Annotated in this window: 18 protein-coding genes; 9 read left to right on the top strand and 9 right to left on the bottom strand. The window is 42.4% G+C overall.

Annotated features, from left to right (window positions below; translation table 11 throughout):
* Nucleotides 1-35 precede the first annotated feature (35 nt).
* The 5 genes from ACEQZT_RS06605 (at nt 36) to lipA (ending at nt 4,986) form a co-directional block, all read left to right on the top strand.
* Nucleotides 36-1,586 carry a ribonuclease E/G gene (locus tag ACEQZT_RS06605; RefSeq protein ID WP_370088462.1) on the top strand — a complete coding sequence of 517 codons (1,551 nt, stop codon included), beginning with the start codon at nt 36-38 and terminating at the stop codon, nt 1,584-1,586.
* A 71-nt stretch (nt 1,587-1,657) separates the two neighbouring features.
* Nucleotides 1,658-2,917, top strand: a complete 1,260-nt coding sequence (locus ACEQZT_RS06610; RefSeq protein ID WP_370088464.1) for a hypothetical protein — start codon at nt 1,658-1,660, stop codon at nt 2,915-2,917.
* A 9-nt stretch (nt 2,918-2,926) separates the two neighbouring features.
* On the top strand, nt 2,927-3,304 hold the full coding sequence (ytxJ, locus tag ACEQZT_RS06615) for a bacillithiol system redox-active protein YtxJ (protein WP_370088466.1): 378 nt from the start codon (nt 2,927-2,929) through the stop codon (nt 3,302-3,304).
* A 37-nt stretch (nt 3,305-3,341) separates the two neighbouring features.
* A complete protein-coding gene (locus tag ACEQZT_RS06620; protein ID WP_370088468.1) occupies nt 3,342-4,049 on the top strand; it encodes a hypothetical protein in 708 nt (235 codons plus the stop codon).
* 55 nt (nt 4,050-4,104) lie between these two features.
* Nucleotides 4,105-4,986, top strand: coding sequence for a lipoyl synthase (gene lipA, locus ACEQZT_RS06625; protein ID WP_370088470.1), 882 nt, complete (start codon nt 4,105-4,107; stop codon nt 4,984-4,986).
* On the opposite strand, the gene ACEQZT_RS06630 is transcribed toward lipA, so the two are convergent.
* The 7 genes from ACEQZT_RS06630 to rimO all read right to left on the bottom strand — a co-directional run bounded on the left by ACEQZT_RS06630 (nt 4,983) and on the right by rimO (nt 15,122).
* Nucleotides 4,983-7,976, bottom strand: coding sequence for an ATP-binding cassette domain-containing protein (locus ACEQZT_RS06630; protein ID WP_370088472.1), 2,994 nt, complete (start codon nt 7,974-7,976; stop codon nt 4,983-4,985). The genes lipA and ACEQZT_RS06630 overlap by 4 nt on opposite strands.
* A 116-nt stretch (nt 7,977-8,092) precedes the next feature.
* A complete protein-coding gene (locus ACEQZT_RS06635) occupies nt 8,093-8,989 on the bottom strand; it encodes a hypothetical protein (RefSeq protein ID WP_370088474.1) in 897 nt (298 codons plus the stop codon).
* 38 nt (nt 8,990-9,027) lie between these two features.
* Nucleotides 9,028-9,900, bottom strand: a complete 873-nt coding sequence (locus ACEQZT_RS06640) for a bestrophin family protein (protein WP_370088476.1) — start codon at nt 9,898-9,900, stop codon at nt 9,028-9,030.
* A gap of 39 nt (nt 9,901-9,939) precedes the next feature.
* Entirely contained in the window at nt 9,940-11,088 is a 1,149-nt protein-coding gene (locus tag ACEQZT_RS06645) for a glycoside hydrolase family 3 protein (RefSeq protein WP_370088478.1), read from the bottom strand.
* Nucleotide 11,089: 1 nt separating this feature from the next.
* Nucleotides 11,090-12,175, bottom strand: coding sequence for an alanine racemase (locus ACEQZT_RS06650; RefSeq protein ID WP_370088480.1), 1,086 nt, complete (start codon nt 12,173-12,175; stop codon nt 11,090-11,092).
* A 60-nt stretch (nt 12,176-12,235) separates the two neighbouring features.
* Nucleotides 12,236-13,789, bottom strand: coding sequence for a bacillithiol biosynthesis cysteine-adding enzyme BshC (gene bshC, locus ACEQZT_RS06655; RefSeq protein WP_370088481.1), 1,554 nt, complete (start codon nt 13,787-13,789; stop codon nt 12,236-12,238).
* Nucleotides 13,790-13,805: 16 nt separating this feature from the next.
* Nucleotides 13,806-15,122 carry a 30S ribosomal protein S12 methylthiotransferase RimO gene (gene rimO / locus ACEQZT_RS06660; protein ID WP_370088483.1) on the bottom strand — a complete coding sequence of 439 codons (1,317 nt, stop codon included), beginning with the start codon at nt 15,120-15,122 and terminating at the stop codon, nt 13,806-13,808.
* A 149-nt stretch (nt 15,123-15,271) separates the two neighbouring features.
* Between rimO and ACEQZT_RS06665 the strand changes: the two genes are divergently transcribed.
* Both ACEQZT_RS06665 and ACEQZT_RS06670 read left to right on the top strand, forming a co-directional pair.
* Complete coding sequence (locus ACEQZT_RS06665; RefSeq protein ID WP_370088485.1) at nt 15,272-15,712, top strand: hypothetical protein; 441 nt, start codon at nt 15,272-15,274, stop codon at nt 15,710-15,712.
* A complete protein-coding gene (locus ACEQZT_RS06670) occupies nt 15,693-16,352 on the top strand; it encodes a DUF6048 family protein (RefSeq protein WP_370088487.1) in 660 nt (219 codons plus the stop codon). Before ACEQZT_RS06665 ends, ACEQZT_RS06670 begins: the two co-directional genes overlap by 20 nt.
* On the opposite strand, the gene ACEQZT_RS06675 is transcribed toward ACEQZT_RS06670, so the two are convergent.
* Together ACEQZT_RS06675 and ACEQZT_RS06680 are read right to left on the bottom strand one after the other, a co-directional pair.
* Nucleotides 16,349-16,639 (bottom strand): DUF721 domain-containing protein, encoded by a 291-nt coding sequence (locus ACEQZT_RS06675; RefSeq protein WP_370088489.1) that lies wholly within the window; start codon nt 16,637-16,639, stop codon nt 16,349-16,351. The genes ACEQZT_RS06670 and ACEQZT_RS06675 overlap by 4 nt on opposite strands.
* Nucleotides 16,639-17,706: a DNA replication/repair protein RecF gene (locus tag ACEQZT_RS06680; RefSeq protein ID WP_370088491.1), complete on the bottom strand. Its 1,068-nt coding sequence runs from the start codon at nt 17,704-17,706 to the stop codon at nt 16,639-16,641. The genes ACEQZT_RS06675 and ACEQZT_RS06680 overlap by 1 nt, the downstream gene beginning before the upstream one ends.
* Before the next feature lie 188 nt (nt 17,707-17,894).
* Here ACEQZT_RS06680 and pdhA point away from each other — a divergent pair, with 188 nt between their 5' ends.
* Both pdhA and ACEQZT_RS06690 read left to right on the top strand, forming a co-directional pair.
* A complete protein-coding gene (gene pdhA, locus ACEQZT_RS06685; protein WP_370088492.1) occupies nt 17,895-18,911 on the top strand; it encodes a pyruvate dehydrogenase (acetyl-transferring) E1 component subunit alpha in 1,017 nt (338 codons plus the stop codon).
* A gap of 101 nt (nt 18,912-19,012) precedes the next feature.
* On the top strand, nt 19,013-19,708 hold the full coding sequence (locus ACEQZT_RS06690) for a tetratricopeptide repeat protein (protein ID WP_370088494.1): 696 nt from the start codon (nt 19,013-19,015) through the stop codon (nt 19,706-19,708).
* The last annotated feature ends 115 nt before the right edge of the window (nt 19,709-19,823 follow it).

The following is a 19,823-nucleotide window of genomic DNA, read 5'->3' on the forward strand; positions in this document are numbered from 1 at the left end:
CAAGAAGAAGTAATACACACCATTAATCAATCGCTATGAGTAATGAACTAATCATTAACTCAACTCGCGAAGGATGTCGTATTGCTTTACTTAAGGATAAAAGGCTGGTAGAATTTCACCAGGACGGAGGAGGCCAGACCTTCAACGTTGGTGACATATACCTGGGATCAGTTAAAAAAGTAGTTCAGGGATTGAACGCCGCTTTCATTGATCTTGGATATGAAAAAGATGCCTTTTTACACTATCTGGATTTAGGACCACAAGTCCAATCCCTGAATAAATTTACCAAGCTAACACTGGCAAAGAAGCTGAACAGCACAAGGCTCGCAGGTTTCAAAACAGAGCCGGATATTAATAAGCTTGGCAAGATGAATCAGGTCCTTACTAAAGGACAAAAAGTATTGGTTCAGGTAGTAAAGGAGCCCATTTCTACAAAAGGCCCACGACTTTCATGCGAGTTGTCATTAGCAGGTAGATACCTGGTGATGGTACCGTTTTCTAATACGGTAAACGTTTCTAAAAAAATTACAGACGCAAACGAACGTAAGCGTCTGCAGCGTCTTATCAGCTCAATCAAACCTGAGGGTTTTGGTGTGATCATTCGTACTGTGGCTACAGGAAAGGATGTAAAAGAGCTGGATACAGACCTTCGAAACCTTGTTGAGCGATGGGATAAGGGCATGCAGGCTCTTAAGACAGCTAAGGTGCGTGACAAGGTGATTGGCGAAATGAATCGCGCCAACTCTATCCTGCGAGATGTTCTCAACGAAAGCTTTGACAGCATTCAGGTAGATGATAAGGATCTCTACCAGGAGATCAAAACCTTTGTAAAAGGGATAGCTCCGGATAAGGAGAAGATCATCAAGCAGTATACTGGCAAAGCCAAAATATTTGAAGCTACCGGTGTTGAGAAGCAGATGAAGACCTCATTTGGTCAGTCTGTAAGTATGCTGAATGGAGGCTACTTGATCATTGAGCACACGGAGGCGCTCCATGTAATCGATGTGAACAGTGGCAATAAGTCCAACAAAGAAGATAATCAGGAGGATACAGCACTCAAGGTAAATCTTGATGCTGCAGAAGAAATAGCCAGGCAGCTTAGATTGCGCGATATGGGAGGAATCATCGTTGTTGATTTCATCGATATGCGAAAAATAGAGAATAAGAAAAAGCTCTACGCAAAGATGAAAGAAGCAATGAAGGATGATCGCTCAAAGCATACGATCCTTCCTTTATCAAAGTTTGGTTTGATGGAAATCACTCGTCAGAGAGTGAGACCGGAACTAGCCATTACCACTAAGGAGGCATGCCCTACATGTGGAGGAACAGGAAAAATTTCAGCATCCATTCAGGTTGCAGATCAGGTGGAGAATACCGTTAAGTATTTCTTTGAGTCACAAAACGAAAAGAAAATTACTGTAGCACTACACCCTTATTTGTACACTTACTTTACAGCAGGAGTTTTTTCACGGAGAACTAAATGGTTTTTCAAATATTTCCGTTGGGTTAACATGGTAGAGGATAGCTCAAAAGCACTGACCGAATTTGAAGTACTCAACGCTCAGGGAGAGCCAATTCAAATATAGGATACGAATCGAATCGGCCAAATCGTTGAGATTATCACCTAAATTGTGAACCTTTGGGTGAGACGGAGTGAATGAAACGGTTTCTGATCATAGCATTTTTAATTGGCACGGCAGTGTATTCTGCCGATGCTCAATTAATTGAAGACTCTGACAGAAGGCTGAAAACTAAAAAAGTCGAACGTAAAGGATTCCTTTTTTTTAGAAGTAAAAAGAATCCGGGAACAAGTGATGGTATTCCAAGTTCTGGTGATCGTACTACCCCACGATACTCCAGCGCCTCCTCTCCGTTCAAACTTTCAGGCTCCACTTCTCCCAGGTACTCCTCACCTCGAGAGCGCCAAAAAAGATATTCAGTAAGGCCGAGATATTCAGGTGGTGTTGCCAACTTCAAGACACGAAAATCATCTCCGAGATATTCCGGTGGCAATCCATTTAGAGGCAGTGATTATAAAGTGACCCCACGCTATTCATTTGGCAACCCATTTCGGGGGAGTCAATTTAAGGTTTCGCCTCGCTATTCCGGTGGAAATCCATTCAGAGCAAAGGACTATCGTGTTACTCCGAGATACTCATCTTCGAATCCTTTCAGAGGGAAAGATTATAAAGTAAACATCCGCTATTCTGCAGGAAGTCCATTTAGAGGAAAAGATTACAGGGTGACCCCACGCTATTCACAAGGAAACCCATTTAGAGGCAAAGACTATAGGGTTAATATCCGTTACTCTGCTGGCAGTCCTTTCAAAGGCAGAGACTATAAGGTAACCCCTCGCTATTCTCAAGGGATGCCATTTAGGGGTAAAGACTATAGAGTGACTCCTCGCTATTCAGCACCTAATCCATTTAGAGGACAGAGGTATAACGTCAACCCAAGATATTCTCAAGGGATGCCTTTTCGAGGAAAAGACTATCATGTAAATCCCAGATATTCCCAAGGCATGCCATTTAGAGGTAAAGATTACAATGTAAAGCCTCGCTATTCTGCGGGCTCACCGTTCAGGGGTGTAGATTATAAAGTACGCCCCAGGTATACTGGTACTAAAATCGGCTGGTTTGGTAACACAAAAGAATGGGGTGAGGCTCAGTACTTCAGAGAGTCATCCATGTGGGAGGGGGATCTTAAGGTTAAACACAAAAAAATCGGAGACCAACACCCAAGTAGCAACTACCACCTGGCCATGAAGTTTAATAACCCCAAGGTTCGAAAAATGCTTAGAAAGTGGAATATTTTCTGGACTCGCATGAATGGGAACAAGCAAAACTCTGATGGTGTTAATGAGCCAGTAAAAGAGCCTAAGTTCGACAAGAAAGAACGGGTGATCTGGAATAATTAAGAAATTACAATGCTTTCAAGCCTATTTTCCAAGAAAGAAAAAGTCGAGTTGCCATGGACTCACCTCAACCAAATAGATCAACTAAATAAAGTTGATGAAGCCTCATATAAAAAGCCGGTTTTGTTGTTCAAACACAGCACCAGGTGCTCAATCAGTGCAATGACCCTAAGTAGATTTGAGCGTTCATTTCAGGAAGAGGCTGCTTTTGAGCCGTATTTTTTAGACCTGATTGCTCACCGGGACATTTCTAATGAGATTGCCTCCAAGTATGGAATTAAGCATGAGTCTCCTCAAGCGATTTTGATCAAAGACGGAAAAGTAATTTTCCACGAATCGCACACGGCAATCAATTTTGATGAGCTAAATTCAATAGCGCAAAGGAGTTAGGGGCTTTGCGCATTATTTTTGTTATTGTTTCACGCAGATGAAAAGGCTTTCAATCATTCTTCTTATCACACTCCCATTCATGGGATCGGCTCAGCTTTTTGAAGGAGAGGAGTTTGAATATACATCTGAGTGGATCTGGGGAATAAACAAAAACACCAATGGTGGATTGATTGGTGGTCTGATGGTGCGACACAGCCGGAAAAAGGGGAATGATGTTTACCACACATTTGGGTTGGAACTCTCTAACGTAAAGCATCCAAGTGAGGCCAGGTATGTTGGTCTTCAGGGTGCAGGCTTTATTTACGGAAAGTCAAATTATCTCTATGCCATCCGCACAAATTATGGGCTGGAGAGACTTATGTTCAAGAAGGCAAATCAACAGGGCGTTCAAATCAGCCTGGCAGCAGCAGCTGGCCCCACCTTTGGTCTGGTCACTCCTTATTATGTATTAAGCTCGGATCAGAGATACGAGCAATTTTCACTCTCCAGACATGGGTCACCCGGTGCTATTCTAGGTCCGGGGAAACTGTTTCAAGGGTTAGGAGATTCAGATTTTGTGCCTGGTTTAAACACCAAGGGCTCTGTCCTTTTTGAATTTGGAACATATAGAAGCAATGTGGCTGGCGTGGAAGTTGGCGTAATGGTGGAAGCATTCACTAAAGAAATCATCCTCGTACCTACCCAGCCGAACAAATCTGTTTACTCTTCTGTTTTCTTCACATTGTTTTGGGGCACCCGAAAGTAACGGGTAATCTCTTAGTCCTGATTAGATTTGCATTGTTATATCTGAATTGAAGCGTATGATCGATTTACCAGTAGTAGAAAATCCGGAAAGAAAGAAAAAACCAAACTGGCTTAGAGTAAAACTTCCAGTAGGGGAAAATTATGCGAAAGTACGGAGACTAGTAGATCAGCATAAGCTTCATACCATTTGCGAAAGCGGAAACTGCCCGAATATGGGCGAATGCTGGGGAGAGGGGACAGCCACGTTTATGATTCTTGGAAATGTTTGTACCCGAAGCTGTACGTTTTGTGCGGTTGCCACGGGGAGACCTCCAGAGTATGATCAGGAAGAGCCAAAGCGAGTAGCTGAGGCTATCAAACTCATGGGAGTAAAGCATGCAGTACTTACCTCGGTAAACCGTGACGAGCTTAAAGATCGAGGTGCTGAAATATGGTATCAGACAGTGGTGGAGACGAAGAAACTTTCCCCGGAGACTACAATAGAGACATTGATTCCCGATGTGAAAGGAAATTGGGAAGCGCTGTACCGAATGATTGAAGGTGGTCAGGAAGTAGTTTCACACAATATGGAAACAGTGGAGAGCCTTTACCGAAGAGTAAGGCCTCAGGCAAAATACAATAGAAGCCTTGAGCAAATTAAACTGACAAATGAAGCCGGAAAACGAACAAAGTCGGGAATTATGCTAGGCTTAGGGGAAACCGATGAGGAGGTTTACAAAGCAATGGATGATCTGGTAGAGCATGGACTTCACATCCTCACACTAGGACAATACCTGCAACCGACGAAAAGACATATTGAGGTTGCTGAGTTCGTTCACCCTGACAAGTTCGATCACTTCCGTGAAGAGGGACTTAAGCGAGGGTTAAAATATGTAGAGTCAGGTCCGCTGGTGAGATCTTCATATCATGCGGAGCGACATGTAAACGTTCCTATCTAAAACCGACCACTTCTAATTATTTTTCTCAGCCAATCATAATAGACAGCCACAAATAAGATAATGGTCATTACCCAAATAATGATCACGTTGAAGATTTTAGTGTCTATATACACTCCTGCAAAATGCTTCTCAGGGTAATAAAAGTTCGTTCTAAAATCCAGCGCATGCTCAGGCTGCTCATTTTTGGCATAAATTGGATAAATCTTCTGAACCAGCTCCTCACCAGACCTCACTACTCTGCGTTTGGTTTGAATGTTTTTCACCATCAGAGTCAGTCGCTCATTCTCATATTTGTCTCGTTGAGATAGGTAATACTCTTCCAATTCTGGAGTTGCTGTTCGCCGCTCAATCAAATCGTCCAGTTGATCTTTGGCTTTTTTCCTCCTTGTGTTATACACCGACTGGATGGCGGCTAAGAACTCCGCTGTTTGATTATACACATCTTTTGTGAGTCCTTCAGCTGTGATCTGATCCACAACAGTCAGCTTATCAGCTCCGAAAATGCTTAGCTGTTTCTTGATCTCGTTTTGAACCAGCTTAAGTTGTCCTTCATGACCGTTGAAGTCTTTGTTTTGATAGCAATAATCCAGGTGTTCTTGCAAATACTTTGTATAGTAAATGGATTTGTAGGTGTTATCAGCCACTTGCCGTTCCAGCGGGTAGATTTCTTTGTTGGAAGGGTTGTCACGAAATTGAGTAACCGCAATCGCTTCATATGCCCACCTTGATGCCATGAGCTCACCGATCAGCGGAACTTTTGCTCTGTTGGCAAATGATGAATTGAGCTTGTCAAAATCTACAACTACACCACTAAGAATTAGCTGAGGGATGATAAGGAGCGGAATTAAAATATAGACTGTAATGACGGAATTGAATCCTGCAGAAATGTTAAGACCTAGAATATTGGCAAAGCAGGATACAGAAAACAGGATGATCCAATACCAGAGCGTCATACCATGAATTTCTAAAATCCACGATCCTACTAAAACAAAAAGCAGGGTTTGAACGGCAGATAAGCAAAATAGCAGGAGTGTTTTCGAGGATAAGTAGCTGAGTTTACTCAGGTGCAGAAACGCTTCGCGCTTGAGTATTTTTCTGTCTTTGATGATTTCTTCTGCACTGACTGTGAGGCCCATGAAAAGCGCCACAATGATACTCATGAAGAAAAAGACAGGGATATTTTCGTTTTTATAAAAAGTATAATCTGCGCCAGCCGGAGCATATTTTGTGATGATGGCAAGGAGTAAGGCCAAGGCAGGAGCCTCCAGCAGATTTATAAGCACGTACTGACGATTGCTGATTTTGGCCAACACATCTCTTTGCAAGAAAATCTGCGCCTGCTTGATTTTACTAGGCAGATCAAGAGATTTTTCTGGCTTACTTTTTTCTTCTACAGCTTTTTCAACATCAATATTAGACTCAAACTGCTCATGCCATTGTGCAGGGGAATATTTTCGCTTGTTTGTAAAGCGTCCATATTCATCCACCACCTTCATTTCGATGATGTTGAAAATCTGCTCAGGGTTTACATTGCCACATTCGATACAGGCACTCTGATCTTTGTCAATCATCTCCACGATGTTTTTGAAATAGGTGACTGCCTTGACTGGATTGCCATAATAAATCTGATGACCTCCTACGTCAAGAATGAGCAACCGATCAAACATTTTGAAGATTTCTGATGAGGGCTGGTGGATCACAACGAATATCATTTTTCCCCTGAGAGAAAGCTCTTTCAGAAGATCCATTATGTTTTCTGAGTCTCGAGAGGAGAGCCCACTGGTTGGCTCATCCACAAAAAGTACAGATGGCTCCCGTAACAACTCCAAACCAATATTGAGGCGCTTTCGCTGGCCTCCACTAATAGTTTTTTGAAGTGGATTTCCAACTTTCAAATCCTTTGCTTCTGTGAGGCCGAGCGAATCCAGCGTTTTAGTGACGAGCTCATGAAGCACGGGTTTTTCGGTTTTGTCAAAACAAAGCTTTGCAGCATAGTAGAGGTTTTGATAGACCGTTAAATCTTCAATGAGCAAATCATCCTGAGGCACATTACCTATGATCCCCTCTACTTCTTTCGGTTTTTTGTAGATGTCAATTCCATTGATTCGAACTGACCCTTTGAAGGGCTTGGCCGTTCCATTTAGCACATTAAAGAGCGTAGATTTACCAGCACCGCTTCCGCCCATGATGGCAAAGAGCTTCCCGCTTGGTTCGGAAATGTTGATATTGACTAATCCGAGATCTCCGTTTTTAAATTGGTACGAAATATCCTCTGCAACAAAGGAGACTTTTGTTTCGGTCACATCATCGCGGAAGACACTGATTACATCGCTGTAGTAAAGACGCTCTGTTCTTTTTCCCTTGAGAGAGCTACCAGTAGAAAACACCTTGATCTTATATGGAGATACCATCAGCCCGTTTAGGTTGAGGATGTCACCTCCATAATATTTGAAAAAGCAGGTATCAATTTTAGGGAGCTTAAAAAAGGCTATATGTCCTCTAAAGTCCTCCAAATGGATTTGTTTGGGAAGCTTTGGCTCGTCTGCTCCGGAGACCACTACTGAGTATAGGTCTGAATATTCATTGGGATCTTTATTTACCACAAAGTGTTTGATGGCGTCTACTACTTCATCATCAAACTTGAATTCTTTTCCAATCAAATACAGAAGCTTGGCCTCTCGCTCAGTAATTTTTTCGTCTGCAATGATGAGCTCCATGAGGCGAACCATCACCACAAGTTTTTGTTGCTGGGTGAGTTCGTTGTTTATGCTTCTGGTTATTTCACCGATTTGGCTTGTATCATCCTTTCCGGTATCAATTTCGGAAACATACTGGTCGAGTATTTTCAGGTAATGCCTGGTATCGTCACGGCTTACATTTTCATAGAGAAACTCCCTTACGGTCTCTTTCTCACTTTCATCAACCTCTCCTTCTTCTTTGGCAACTATTACAAGAAGGCGAATGATGGCTTTCAGGAGTTCTTCACTCATTTTGTGACGTGGTTAGGTTAGTAGTAAGGGATAAATTTATAACATTCGGCTCATCCCGGTAAATAAAAAAAGCCGTCAAAGCGATGCGATGACGGCTTTTTCTCAAATTAATGATATTATTCTACAATTGAAGCACGGATGCGTCCCACCTCAGCAGCAAGATTGTCCAGCGTACTTGGCTTAAGAACAAAGCCTCCGGTATTTTCTGCGATCTGTTTTTCTACCTCAGCAAGCTCTCCGTCATAGATGGCTTTTACTTTCTTAAGCTCAGCCATCATGCTGTTCACTGCTTCAGACTCTGGCACATCTTTCATTACCTGCAGAAGGTCTTCAAGAGATAATTTTTGATCCATCACAATTTTAACCAAAGGCTCAAGGATCAAAGTTCTTGACTCCTCCGGTAGATCATCAGGATAAGTGTTTACGATAGTTGTAGAGATATAAACTCCTTCGATCCAGCTACCTGCCAATAAAAGTGCGGCGCTGTTTAGCTCATCTAGTTCGCTTAGACGCTCACCAGACTTTTGCATCACATCGTTGATTACTGCAGTGAGAGAGTCTTTGTTTTCCATGTTTGACTCAAAGCGTGCAATCATACCATAATCAATGGCTTCTGCGACACCCACAGGCGCGGCTAGTTTTTGACACTCACCCATGTAATCAAGCGCTAGCTCAGATTTTTCGTAAGAAGCAAGGTATCCAATATCCGTAGCATATACGCCAAGATTTAGCGCTGCTTTGGTTTCATCATTTTGATAAGATTCCATGTTGTCCAGCGAGTTGATAATTGTTTCATCAAACTCAGCTCCTGCGTTCATTAGCAAGTAAGGAACCTCTGATGGAGGTGGAAGGTCTTTGAGTACTTTAGATACATCAGCAGCAACCTGCTCTTTGGCTGCATCAAACTCAGATCCGGCATCTGAGGATTTTTCCTGACTTCCGCCACCGCAAGATGAAACGAGCACAGCAGCTGAAAGTGCAAGAGAGGCTAGTTTAAGTTGATTGAATTTCATAATTAGTAATGTGTTAATAGCAATTATTGGTTGTGAAGTTACCTGTTAAAAATTTCAATGATGTTCTTTTTGATTTTCACGCAAAGTTCATCCAAAGGCAAATCATTGATGTCCTTTCCAAATGGATCCTCAATTTCTTCTGAAATAAGCTCCACACTCATTAAGAAATAGAATGCGACTACCACGAGGATGATAGACCAATATCCAAATTCTCCAATGAATGTCATGGGTAGCGTAATACAGTAAATGAACAAGAATTTCTTAATGAACATACTGTATGAATAAGGGATAGGCGTAGACTTAATTCGCTCACAAGCGCCGATTATGTCCGTAAACCCTTTGATTTCTTTATCTAAAATAAACAGCTTGTCTGCGGTGATTAACCCTCGCTTATTCATATCCACTACCCTTTCCATCAAGATTTTATTGATGATGTTCGGGCGGTGTGTGCTGTCAATGATTCTCTTTTTGGTGGCCTCATCATAGAAGTCCATCTCGCCAACAAGAATGCTGTTTCTAAGGCTGTTCTTCATTGCGAAAGTGATATTGGGAATCATTTTCTTGAAGAACAAACGATCTTCTTTAGCATCTTCCGGGATGAAGGCTGTTAGTTTGATTGCAAGCTGACGGGTATCATTTACCAGTTGGCCCCAAAGCTTCCGTCCTTCCCACCATCGGTCATAAGCGGTATTGGTACGAAGCACGAGAAACAAGCCGAGGATCACCCCAAGTATGGAGTGAAAGGCCTTGGTATCTACGATAGTGATTTGCATCACATCTATGAATAAGAAACACAGCACGGATGTGAGCACTCCCGCAAATAAAATTAGCGGAAAGAGCGCCCGAATGACGTACCTGCTGTAGACATCAAAGATGAGCGAAAACCACGATTTTGGGTTGTATTGGATCATGGACTGGTGAAGATAGTAAAATCAGTTTTTATTCGGTACTCAGTTGTATGCTCGAAGTTTATTTTTCAATGATCGGTAATACCCTTCATCACATAACCCCGTCTCTACTTTTAGTTTCATAATTCGCTTATACGACGCATAAATTCGTTCCCTTGTGATTATACCCTCAAAAAGTAAATCCTTGATGATAGCATGTACGGTACTGGCTGATACCATATTGTAATCCTGCACATTGTTAGCAAACATCAACATGTCAACACCTGCTTCAATGGATAGACGAATAGCTTCCCTCAATCCATACTCATTGTTGATGGCTCCCATTTGCATATCATCAGAAATGATCACACCCTGAAAGCCCAGAAAATCTCGCAGCATTCCGGTTACGATTCGCTTTGAAAGGGTGGCTGGGTTTTTCGTACCGTCCAGTGTCTTATTCACAATGTGGGCAGTCATTACGGCTTTTACCACCCCACTATCGATCAGCGCAGAATATGGATACATTTCTTCAAGCTGCCAGGTTTCAGTTACATCGGTAAGACCAAGGTGTGTATCGCTATGACTACTTCCATGACCTGGAAAATGCTTGAGCACGGGGACTATCCCTCGCTTGTTGTGCTGGTTGATGACTTCATATGCCTGACGAATAACCTCTTCATAATCTTCGGAGTAGCTTCTTTCAATCCTTCCAATTACCGGATTCTTAGGGTTAAGATTCACATCTACCACAGGAGCATAATTCATATTTATACCAAAGCTGCTAAGAATTGACGCTGTTTGATTGGCATAGAAGCGGGTGGAATCCAGGTTGTTCATGTCTCCTAAATATTGTGCGGAGACATTTTTCGGAAAACCATATCGTGTCTTCATTCGAGTTACCCTTCCGCCTTCCTCATCGATGCTTACAAAAAGGGGGATGGAGGCATTTCGTTGAAGGAGTTCTACCAGAAGAGCTAGCTCCGGTTTTGGACTTTCAAAGAGGATGTTTTTTTCATAAAGCACGACACCACCCACTTTTCCATCTTTTATTTCCTTGAAAATGGGCTCAGAGGCGTCTACTAGATTAAAGTCACCAATCCCAATCATGATCATCTGTCCGATCATAATATCAATGGAATCTTTCGGTGGGTCAGTTCTGGAGAAACCGGATAGGGCGAGTACAATAAAAACCAGCGAAAGTATTTTTTGCATTTTAGTTTTTCGTCATTTTTTCAATCTTCTCACCACTGGTGGAAAGATAGTGTCCTTGTAAATCGGCAGTAAGGCACGAATGTACAGGAATCACACCAATCAGATCGCCCACTTTTACACGAGCGACTTCTTCACTGCTCAATTTAATGATACCATGCTCTTGAGAAAGTCGCTCTACATTGCCTAAAATTTCGGCGCTCCATCCATCCTCAGTGAGTTTCACCAGTTTTCCAAAACAGTGCTTATCCTTTCCTCGCACATCTTTTTCTATCATCGATTCTTTTGAAAGATGAACAGCTCCACCATAAACCACAACCTCATTCCTTTCTTTGTGTATAGCCACAACGGGACAAGCAAGACAAACGGCTATTTCGTTTAATGAACATGAACCAATTTGATGCTGCATCCAATCATAGAACACAAAATTTCCAGGACGCATTTCATCACAAAATGACAGATCGTCCATTAAGCTGCACGACGGTGTGTCACCATATGAGATGATTCCTCCGAATTTCTTTTTCAACTCTGTCAGGATTTTGACCGAACCATCAAAAATCCATTTGATGCTATCCAGGTCTCTACAACCGTATGTATGTCCAGCATGAGCCAAGAACCCCTTGAACTGTATCTTTTCGGAAGAATCTGCTATGAGTTGGTTGATTAATGTTTCATTTCTGGGGTCCACTCCAGTGCGATGAGTGCCCACATCAATTTTGATAAAGTAGCCAATTTTTTCCTTGATGCTTTTGGAAGCATGCTCCATGCTTTCGGTTGATTCAATCAGGATGTTTAGCTTAATGTTCTGTGCTAAAGCATTGATTTCGTTTGATTCCAATGTGTTGTATGGGAAGGCGATGGTAATATCATCCCATCCGTGACTGGCAAAATACTGGGCCATGGAAACTGAGCTAACTGTGCATTGTTTCACACCTTTTTCTTTAAACCAGTTTCCGATTTCTCCGGAGAAATGTGTTTTGAAGTGAGGGCGAAGTGAGGCGCCTGCTTTCACAGACTTTGACACCATACGGTCAATGTTTCTGATGCACTTCTCTTTATCGATCAGGAGTGTGGGTGTTTTGATTTCCATGATGAGCTGATTACTTAACTGAAAAATACGAAGCAATCACTGAAAACACTAAGGCTCTACCTACTGAAACAGTAAATACACCCGATAGTCAAATGCATCAAATGATTGTAAAAGCTTCTCGATAAATGTTGGATCTTTGAGATAAAAGTTGAGGAAATTATCCCTGCGTTCTTGCAAGCTTCCAGCAGGGAATAAAGATTCTTTTACAGCTTCTATCTGCTTTTTTCTATCCTCATAGAGGCGTTTCTCTGCTCTCACTAATTTCTTTTCAGCCTTTTCAATTCGTTTTGTATATGAGGTATGTAGAGCTTCGATGTGCTGAGTCAATGTAGGGTCTACAGCGGAGGCTTTATCTTTCAATTCCTTTTCAATTTTCGCGAGTTTTTTCAATTCCGACCCGTAAGAAATATCATGATCACAGTTGGCTTTCACCCATTTATCAAAGGCTGCTTCGGCACTTAGAAAAAGATCTCTCTGTGAAAGTCCTGTTTTGCTCCATTTAGTTGATGCTGCTCCTGGTATAACAAGCGCAAAATTTCGGGGCATCAAAAGAGGAAATGCCGTTTTGAAATGATCAAAAACAGCTTTGAGTTGCAACCAGTAGACTGCTTCGGATGGGCCTCCTACGTAAGCAAGGTTCGGGAGGATGGTTTCCTGATAGAGCGGACGAAGAATTACATTTGGGCTAAAGCGCTCCGGCTGGTTCTGAATCAGTTGCCTCATTTCAGAATCGGAAAATGAGAGATCTGTATCAACCACCTGAAATCCACTTTCCGTCTTTTCGATTCTTTCACGAATGCCTTTATCCAAATAAAAGAAATTGACAGGCCGGGCATGAACTTGAGTTTTGTAGCCCAGGGATTCAAGTGAAGAGGAGGTTTCAGCCACCAATGCTTCAGGTGTATGATCAAAAAGGTCACTTTGCATAACATGGCTGAACAATGCTTTTAGCCTTGCATGATCCGCATCAACTACCACCAGCCCCTCATTGCCAAAAAGGTGATTTACATATTCTCGAACAGCCTCAGCTAGACTTTTTTGGGAATAAGCTTCTTTAAAAAACTCGGCAGCTTTCGGCAGCTTAGCAGCAATTTCCTTCAACCCCGATGGGTCGAAATGACCTACAGCACCTTTTTGATCAGTCTGCCACTCGTATTTCTTTCCCTCCAAGAAGAAGTGATTGATCTCATCAAAATCATGATCCTCACTTGCCATCCAATACACTGGAACGAAATTATATTCCGGATAAGCCTGTTTCAGTGTTTTGCAGGCATTGATTACTGTGACGATCTTATAAATAAAATATAGCGGACCCGTGAAAATATTGAGCTGATGACCGGTAGTGATGGTGAAGGTTTTAGAATCTTCAAGAAGGTCAATGTTTTGACTAACCGAGGAACTCATAGCTGTATTAGCATATTGCTCCTTCAAAACCTCTCCTAGTACTTGCCGATTAGCGGCCTGGAAATTTCTTGAAGCGATCGCTTCCTTAAAATTTTTAACCGAGGGAAATGCAGAATAAAATGGAGCGAGCTCTTTTTTCTGCGTGATGTAATCGATAAAAAACTGTGAAAAACAGTCGGTCTCGTCTAAAGGAATGGTCTCGGTGCGCACGCTTTAGTAATGTGAATTATTGCTTAATTGGTTCGCCGTACAGGTCAAAGGCTGTAGCGTCGGTAATTTTTACCTGGGCAAAATCTCCAATTCGCAAGTATGAGTGGTCCGCCGGGATGATTACCTCATTGTCCACTTCGGGCGAATCATACTCTGTACGCCCGATAAATGTTCCGCTCTCCATCCGGTCGATCAGCACCTTGAACTCTTTCCCTATCTTTCCCTCATTGATACTCATGGAAATTTCTTCCTGCAAATCCATTACGGCATTTGCTCGTTCTTGTTTGGTTTCCTCAGGCACATCATCCTCAAAATTGTATGAGTGGGTATTTTCTTCGTGTGAATAGGTGAAAATGCCTAGTCTCTCAAACCTATTCTTTTCAACAAAATCCAGCATTTCCTCAAAGTCTTGCTGAGTTTCTCCCGGGTGGCCTGCAATGAGGGTCGTTCGAATTGCGATATCCGGAACCTTAGATCTCATCATATCGAGTAGTGCTTCGGTTTTTTCTCGGGTCGTGCCCCTTCGCATCATTTTCAGCATATTGGTGGAGGCATGCTGAAGTGGTATGTCGAGGTAGTTGCAGATGTTTGATCGTTTGGCCATTACATCCAAAACATCTTCTGGGAATCCTGTTGGGAAAGCATAATGCAAGCGAATCCAATCCAGTCCTTCCACGTCAGCCAAACGATCCATTAGTTCGGCCAGGTTTCTTTTTTTGTAAAGATCCAGCCCGTAATAAGTAGAATCCTGCGCAATGAGTAAGATTTCCTTCGTCCCTTGACGAACCAAAGACTCTGCCTCAGAGATGACCTGCTCCATCGGTTTGGACACGTGCTTGCCACGCATGAGTGGGATTGCACAAAAACTACACGGACGATCACATCCTTCGGCGATCTTTAAGTAAGCATAATGGTTGCTGGTTGTCAATATTCGCTCACCAAGCAATTCTTTCTTATAGTCAGCTTTGAATTTTTTTAAAAGAGCAGGCAAATCCCCCGTTCCAAACCAGGCGTCCACATCAGGAATTTCTTCTTTCAACTCATCTTTATATCGCTGGGACAGACAGCCGGAAACGTACACCTTTTCCACAAGACCCTCTTGCTTCGCATCCACATACCTCAGGATGGTATCGATTGATTCTTGCTTCGCATTGTCAATGAACCCGCAGGTATTCACCACCACCACATTTGCATCGTCTTTCGTTGATTCATGTGTGGCATCAATATTGTTTCCCCTCAGCTGTGTCAGCATCACTTCAGAATCCACTAGGTTTTTGGAGCATCCCAGTGTAACGATGTTGACTTTTGTTTTCTTTAACCCCTTCGTTTTCATTTCTTTAGATAGACAAGTGTTCTGTCTTTTTTAGTATTTAGATTGAAATACAATCATTCATGAATCAATCCCGCTTGGCGGGTGCAAAGCTAGTGGAAATCTTAGGTATACCCTTAGTTAGAAACCTTTAAGCTTTAATTTTGCCGCCTGTGAAAAAACTCTCAATCATAATTTTAGGTCTGATCATTGTGTCCTGCCAGGATATCGAAAATTGTGGAACGGATGATAACCTGGACTTTATGATTTTGAGATTCTTTGATTACGAGACCCAGAGCGCACAGAAGATTGGATTTACAATAACCGCAGAAAACTCGCCATATCAGTTTACACCTTTCACAGACTCCACAGGAGTAGGGCTGCCCCTGAATCCAGATGATCCTACTACTACTTTCTTCTTTGATTCGGACACTTCACATTTTGAATTGGAAATGAGTTATGATCAGTTTCAGGTTTCCATTTTTGACCCTAAATGTGAACCGGCTCTAACCTTCATAGGTCTGGATACAGTAAGACATACTTTTGATTCTTTATCTATCCCCGGAACAGTTACCAATAGACAACTTGATACCAATGTTGAAGTATATTTTTAGCATATCGACATTGGCATGGAGTCTCTTAGTTTTTGGGCAGCCAGCGCAGCAGCAAAAACCCAAAGAACCCGTGGACTTTCGTCCGTATGAAATCAAAATTGGGGTTAATGCGATCAGAAGTGGACGCACGGCGTTTGGTTCCGGACTCACTTCTCATGAAGTAGAAGCTGCTCTGGCAGTACACAGATATAATGTGGTTGTTGATTTTGGCGTGGAGGAGAATCAGCGAGGAGCATCTTTTGACTACCAGAATAAAGGAGGATACTACCGGGTAGGCATAGATCGGAATTTTACTAAGGACAAAGAAAGTGGGAATGTGCTCTCTCTTGGGCTTAGATATGCCCGAGCCAGCTTTGAGGATCGCATGACATTTACTTCTGATCAGGGATTTGGTGAGCAAACCTACACCCTCGAAAACGATGACTTAACAGCCAGGTGGCTCGAGGTAGCTTTTGGGTTGCGAGGCAAGGTTGTTTCAAACCTGTACATGGGCTTTACTATGCGCTGGCAGTTTGCCAGAAAAATCAATGGTGAAGGAGAGTTGAAGACTTATGACATCCCGGGCTTTGGAAAAACAAAGCGACAGAACTCTACCGCTTTTGATTATTATCTGATGTGGAGGATCCCTTTTAGGGATTAAAGAAACCTCACATCCTCCACTTCACCCTTCCCAATCTCTTTCTCAATTAACTCAATGATCTGTGACTTTGAGTTTTGCATCTCATTTTTTAGTGGTGCTGAGGAAAACTTAACGAATAGCGTTTTTTGATTGAAGAACATCTTAGTAGTTCTGGATGCGATAGTCTTGCCCATAATCCGCTCCCAGTCAGCAATCACCTGCTTTTGCTTGTAGGTGTGCTCGAGGTTTTCTTCTTTGAGAAATCCCTGAAAAGCGTTTCGGAAACTTTTGATTGGATCTTCTTTCATCACGGTGCAATTTCAATAAAATTCACCTCTTTCTCTCCTTTAAACAATTCTTTGCTTCGGTCTTTTCTTGCATCAGTGATAAAGATCTGTTGAAAACGCTCATGATTTAGCAATAGCGATACAAGTAATTCTATTCTCGAATCATCCAGCTTGTCAAAAATGTCGTCAAGGAGTAGAAGCGGTTTTTTACCGGTTTTTTCTTTCAGAAAATCATAGAGCGCCAGTTTCAAGGCAATGATAAAAGTCTTCTGCTGTCCCTGAGAGCCAAATTTTTTGATCAGCTCCCCATCCAGCAAAAATTCAAAATCATCTTTGTGACTACCCATCAGCGTACGCTGCATGATCTGATCTTTTTGAGTGTTTGCCTTGAATCGATCTTCAAAGTCATCATTCACATGGGATTTGAAATTCAGATCGGGAACCTCACCCCCATCATGCAGATCCGCATAGTTTTTTTGAAGAAAGGGGAGAAACACCTCTTTCATCTCCTGTCTTTTTTTGGATATTTCTATTGCTAGCGGGATTAGCTGATCATCATAAGTTTCCAGCAACTTTTGATTTAATTTCCTGCCGTCTTCAATTTTAAGAAGGCTGTTTCTCTGCTTCAGCACCTTGTTGTATTTGAGCAATGCTTTCAAATATTCAGCATCAAATTGCGATAGCGCGCCATCAAAAAATTTTCTGCGTTCCTCACTTCCTTCTTTGATCATGGAGGTGTCATCCGGCAAAACGATGACCAACGGGACTTTACCAATCACATCGCTCAACCGCTCTGGTTCTTGTCCATCAATTTTCAAGGTTTTTACCTTCCCCTTTTCAAATTGGAGAGCAATGGTCAGATCCTGATAAGACCCATGGAGGGTAAAGGCTCGATGCTCCTGCGTGATTGCTAATTTATCCTGAGAGCCGACTGCACTTTTGGTAAACGAGAGGTAGTAGATAGCATCCAGCAAGTTGGTTTTGCCCATACCATTTTTCCCCAGCACGCAATTGATCCTCTCTCCGAACTCAAAAGTGGATTCGGGATGGTTTTTAAAGGATGTGAGCTTTAAATTTTTAAGGATCATCTATCTTTTTTGTAAAGATCCTTCTCCGCCAACCGGCGGATCAGGATGAAACTTCGATTTGTAAGCGGTGCTTTTACCATCATGTCATGCTGACGAAGGAAGCATCTAAGGCCAAATCTTTTCAACTCAACCTGTTTTGAGCTAATTTCGCAATCCGTTTAGCAAAGTAAATCAAACAATTGGGTCCTATGGCGGCTAAAAAGACAACAAAAAAATCAAGTGAGTTTTCGAAAGAGCAATACATGGAGTGGTTTCGCTCGATGCAGCTCATGAGGAGGTTTGAAGAAAAGGCAGGCCAGCTGTATGGCCAGCAGAAAATTCGCGGATTTTGTCATTTATATATCGGACAGGAGGCGTGTGCATCTGGTGCGGTTTCAGCTCTTGAGAAAGATGATAAATGGATCACAGCATATCGAGATCACGGTCACCCACTGGCACTGGGCACAGATCCTGGCAGAGTGATGGCCGAGCTTTATGGAAAGGCGACCGGCGTTTCTAAGGGTAAAGGAGGCTCCATGCACATGTTTGATAAGGAAGTGAATTTCATGGGGGGCCATGGGATCGTTGGAGGTCAGATTCCGCTGGGAGCAGGAATTGGTTTTGCGGAACAATATAAGGGCACAAAAAACCTGTGTATCTGCTACATGGGTGATGGAGCCGTTCGTCAGGGAGCACTGCATGAGGCATTCAACATGGCCATGACCATGAAAATGCCTGTAATCTTTGTAGTGGAAAACAATGGCTATGCTATGGGAACTTCTGTGCAAAGAACCTCAAATGTGACTGAGCTACATACATTGGCGGAAGCTTATGATATGCCTTCTGAGCCAGTGGATGCTATGAAGGTGGAGGATGTGCATAACGCGGTGGCAAGAGCAGCAGAAAGAGCACGCAAAGGTGATGGACCAACATTCCTTGAATTTAGAACCTACCGATACAAAGGACACTCTATGTCTGATCCGGCAAAATATAGAACCAAAGAGGAGCTAGAAGAATACAAGCAGCAAGACCCGATTGAGCAGGTGAAACAGACGATCCTCAAGAAGAAGTGGGCGACAGAAGATGAGCTGAAAGAAATTGACAAAGAGATCAAAGATCAGGTGCAGAAAGCGGTAGATTTTGCGGAAGAATCGCCATGGCCGGAGGCATCTGAGGCATACACAGACAATTATGTAGAGAACGATTACCCATTCGTAAACACATAATTAACTGAGAGTCTTACACATCTGAACAAAAAATATATCTTTGCGACCGCATTTTCTGGCATCAGGCTGGGATTTGATTAACAACAAGATTTTAGAAGAAAATGGCAAAAGGAAAAAAGCAAGATGATGGTATCGAGATCCTGGAGGATCCAAATGCAATCGTTGAAAAAGCCAATGAATTTTTTAGCAACAAACGAAACAAAGCGATGGTCTTTGGAATCGGTGGTGTGATCGCACTATTGATCGTGGGCTTTGCTGGATATAATTACTACATCACAAACCAAAATCAAACTGCACAGGAGGAGCTGTTCCAGGCACAATTCTACTTTGATGCAGATAGCCTGGGGCTAGCACTCAATGGCGATGGAAATAGCTACGGGTTTCTTGAGATCATTGAAGAATTTCCCGGAACAAAAGCAGCAAATCTTTCCAGGTTTTATGCTGGTGCGTCATTCTTGAAGCAAGGAGATTTTGATGGCGCCATTCGGCAGTTGAAAGAATTTAGCAGCGACGATTACCTATTACAAGGAAGAGCTTATTCATTAATAGGTGATGCGTACATGGAAATGGATGACTTTTCGAATGCTATTGCTAGCTATAAGCAGGCCGCAAACTATAAGAAGAATGAGTCTTTTACTCCAATCTATTTGAAGAAGTTGGCCATTGCACAAGAGCAAAATGGAAACTTGGCAGAAGCAGCAAAAACCTATGGAGTGATTGTGTCAGACTATCCGAACTCTGCACAAATTCATGATGCGAAAAAGCAGAAAGCCAGACTTGAGGCTTTAGCTCAGTAAGCTAGAAATAAAATTATAGGAAATGTCATCTCACTTGGGATGACATTTTTTATTTGTAGATATTTAATCACCCCTATAATCCCCTCAAGGGGATACATCCTCTCCTCTGGAGGGG

The sequence above is a fragment of the Ekhidna sp. genome, from assembly GCF_964218185.1.
Taxonomy (GTDB): domain Bacteria; phylum Bacteroidota; class Bacteroidia; order Cytophagales; family Cyclobacteriaceae; genus Ekhidna.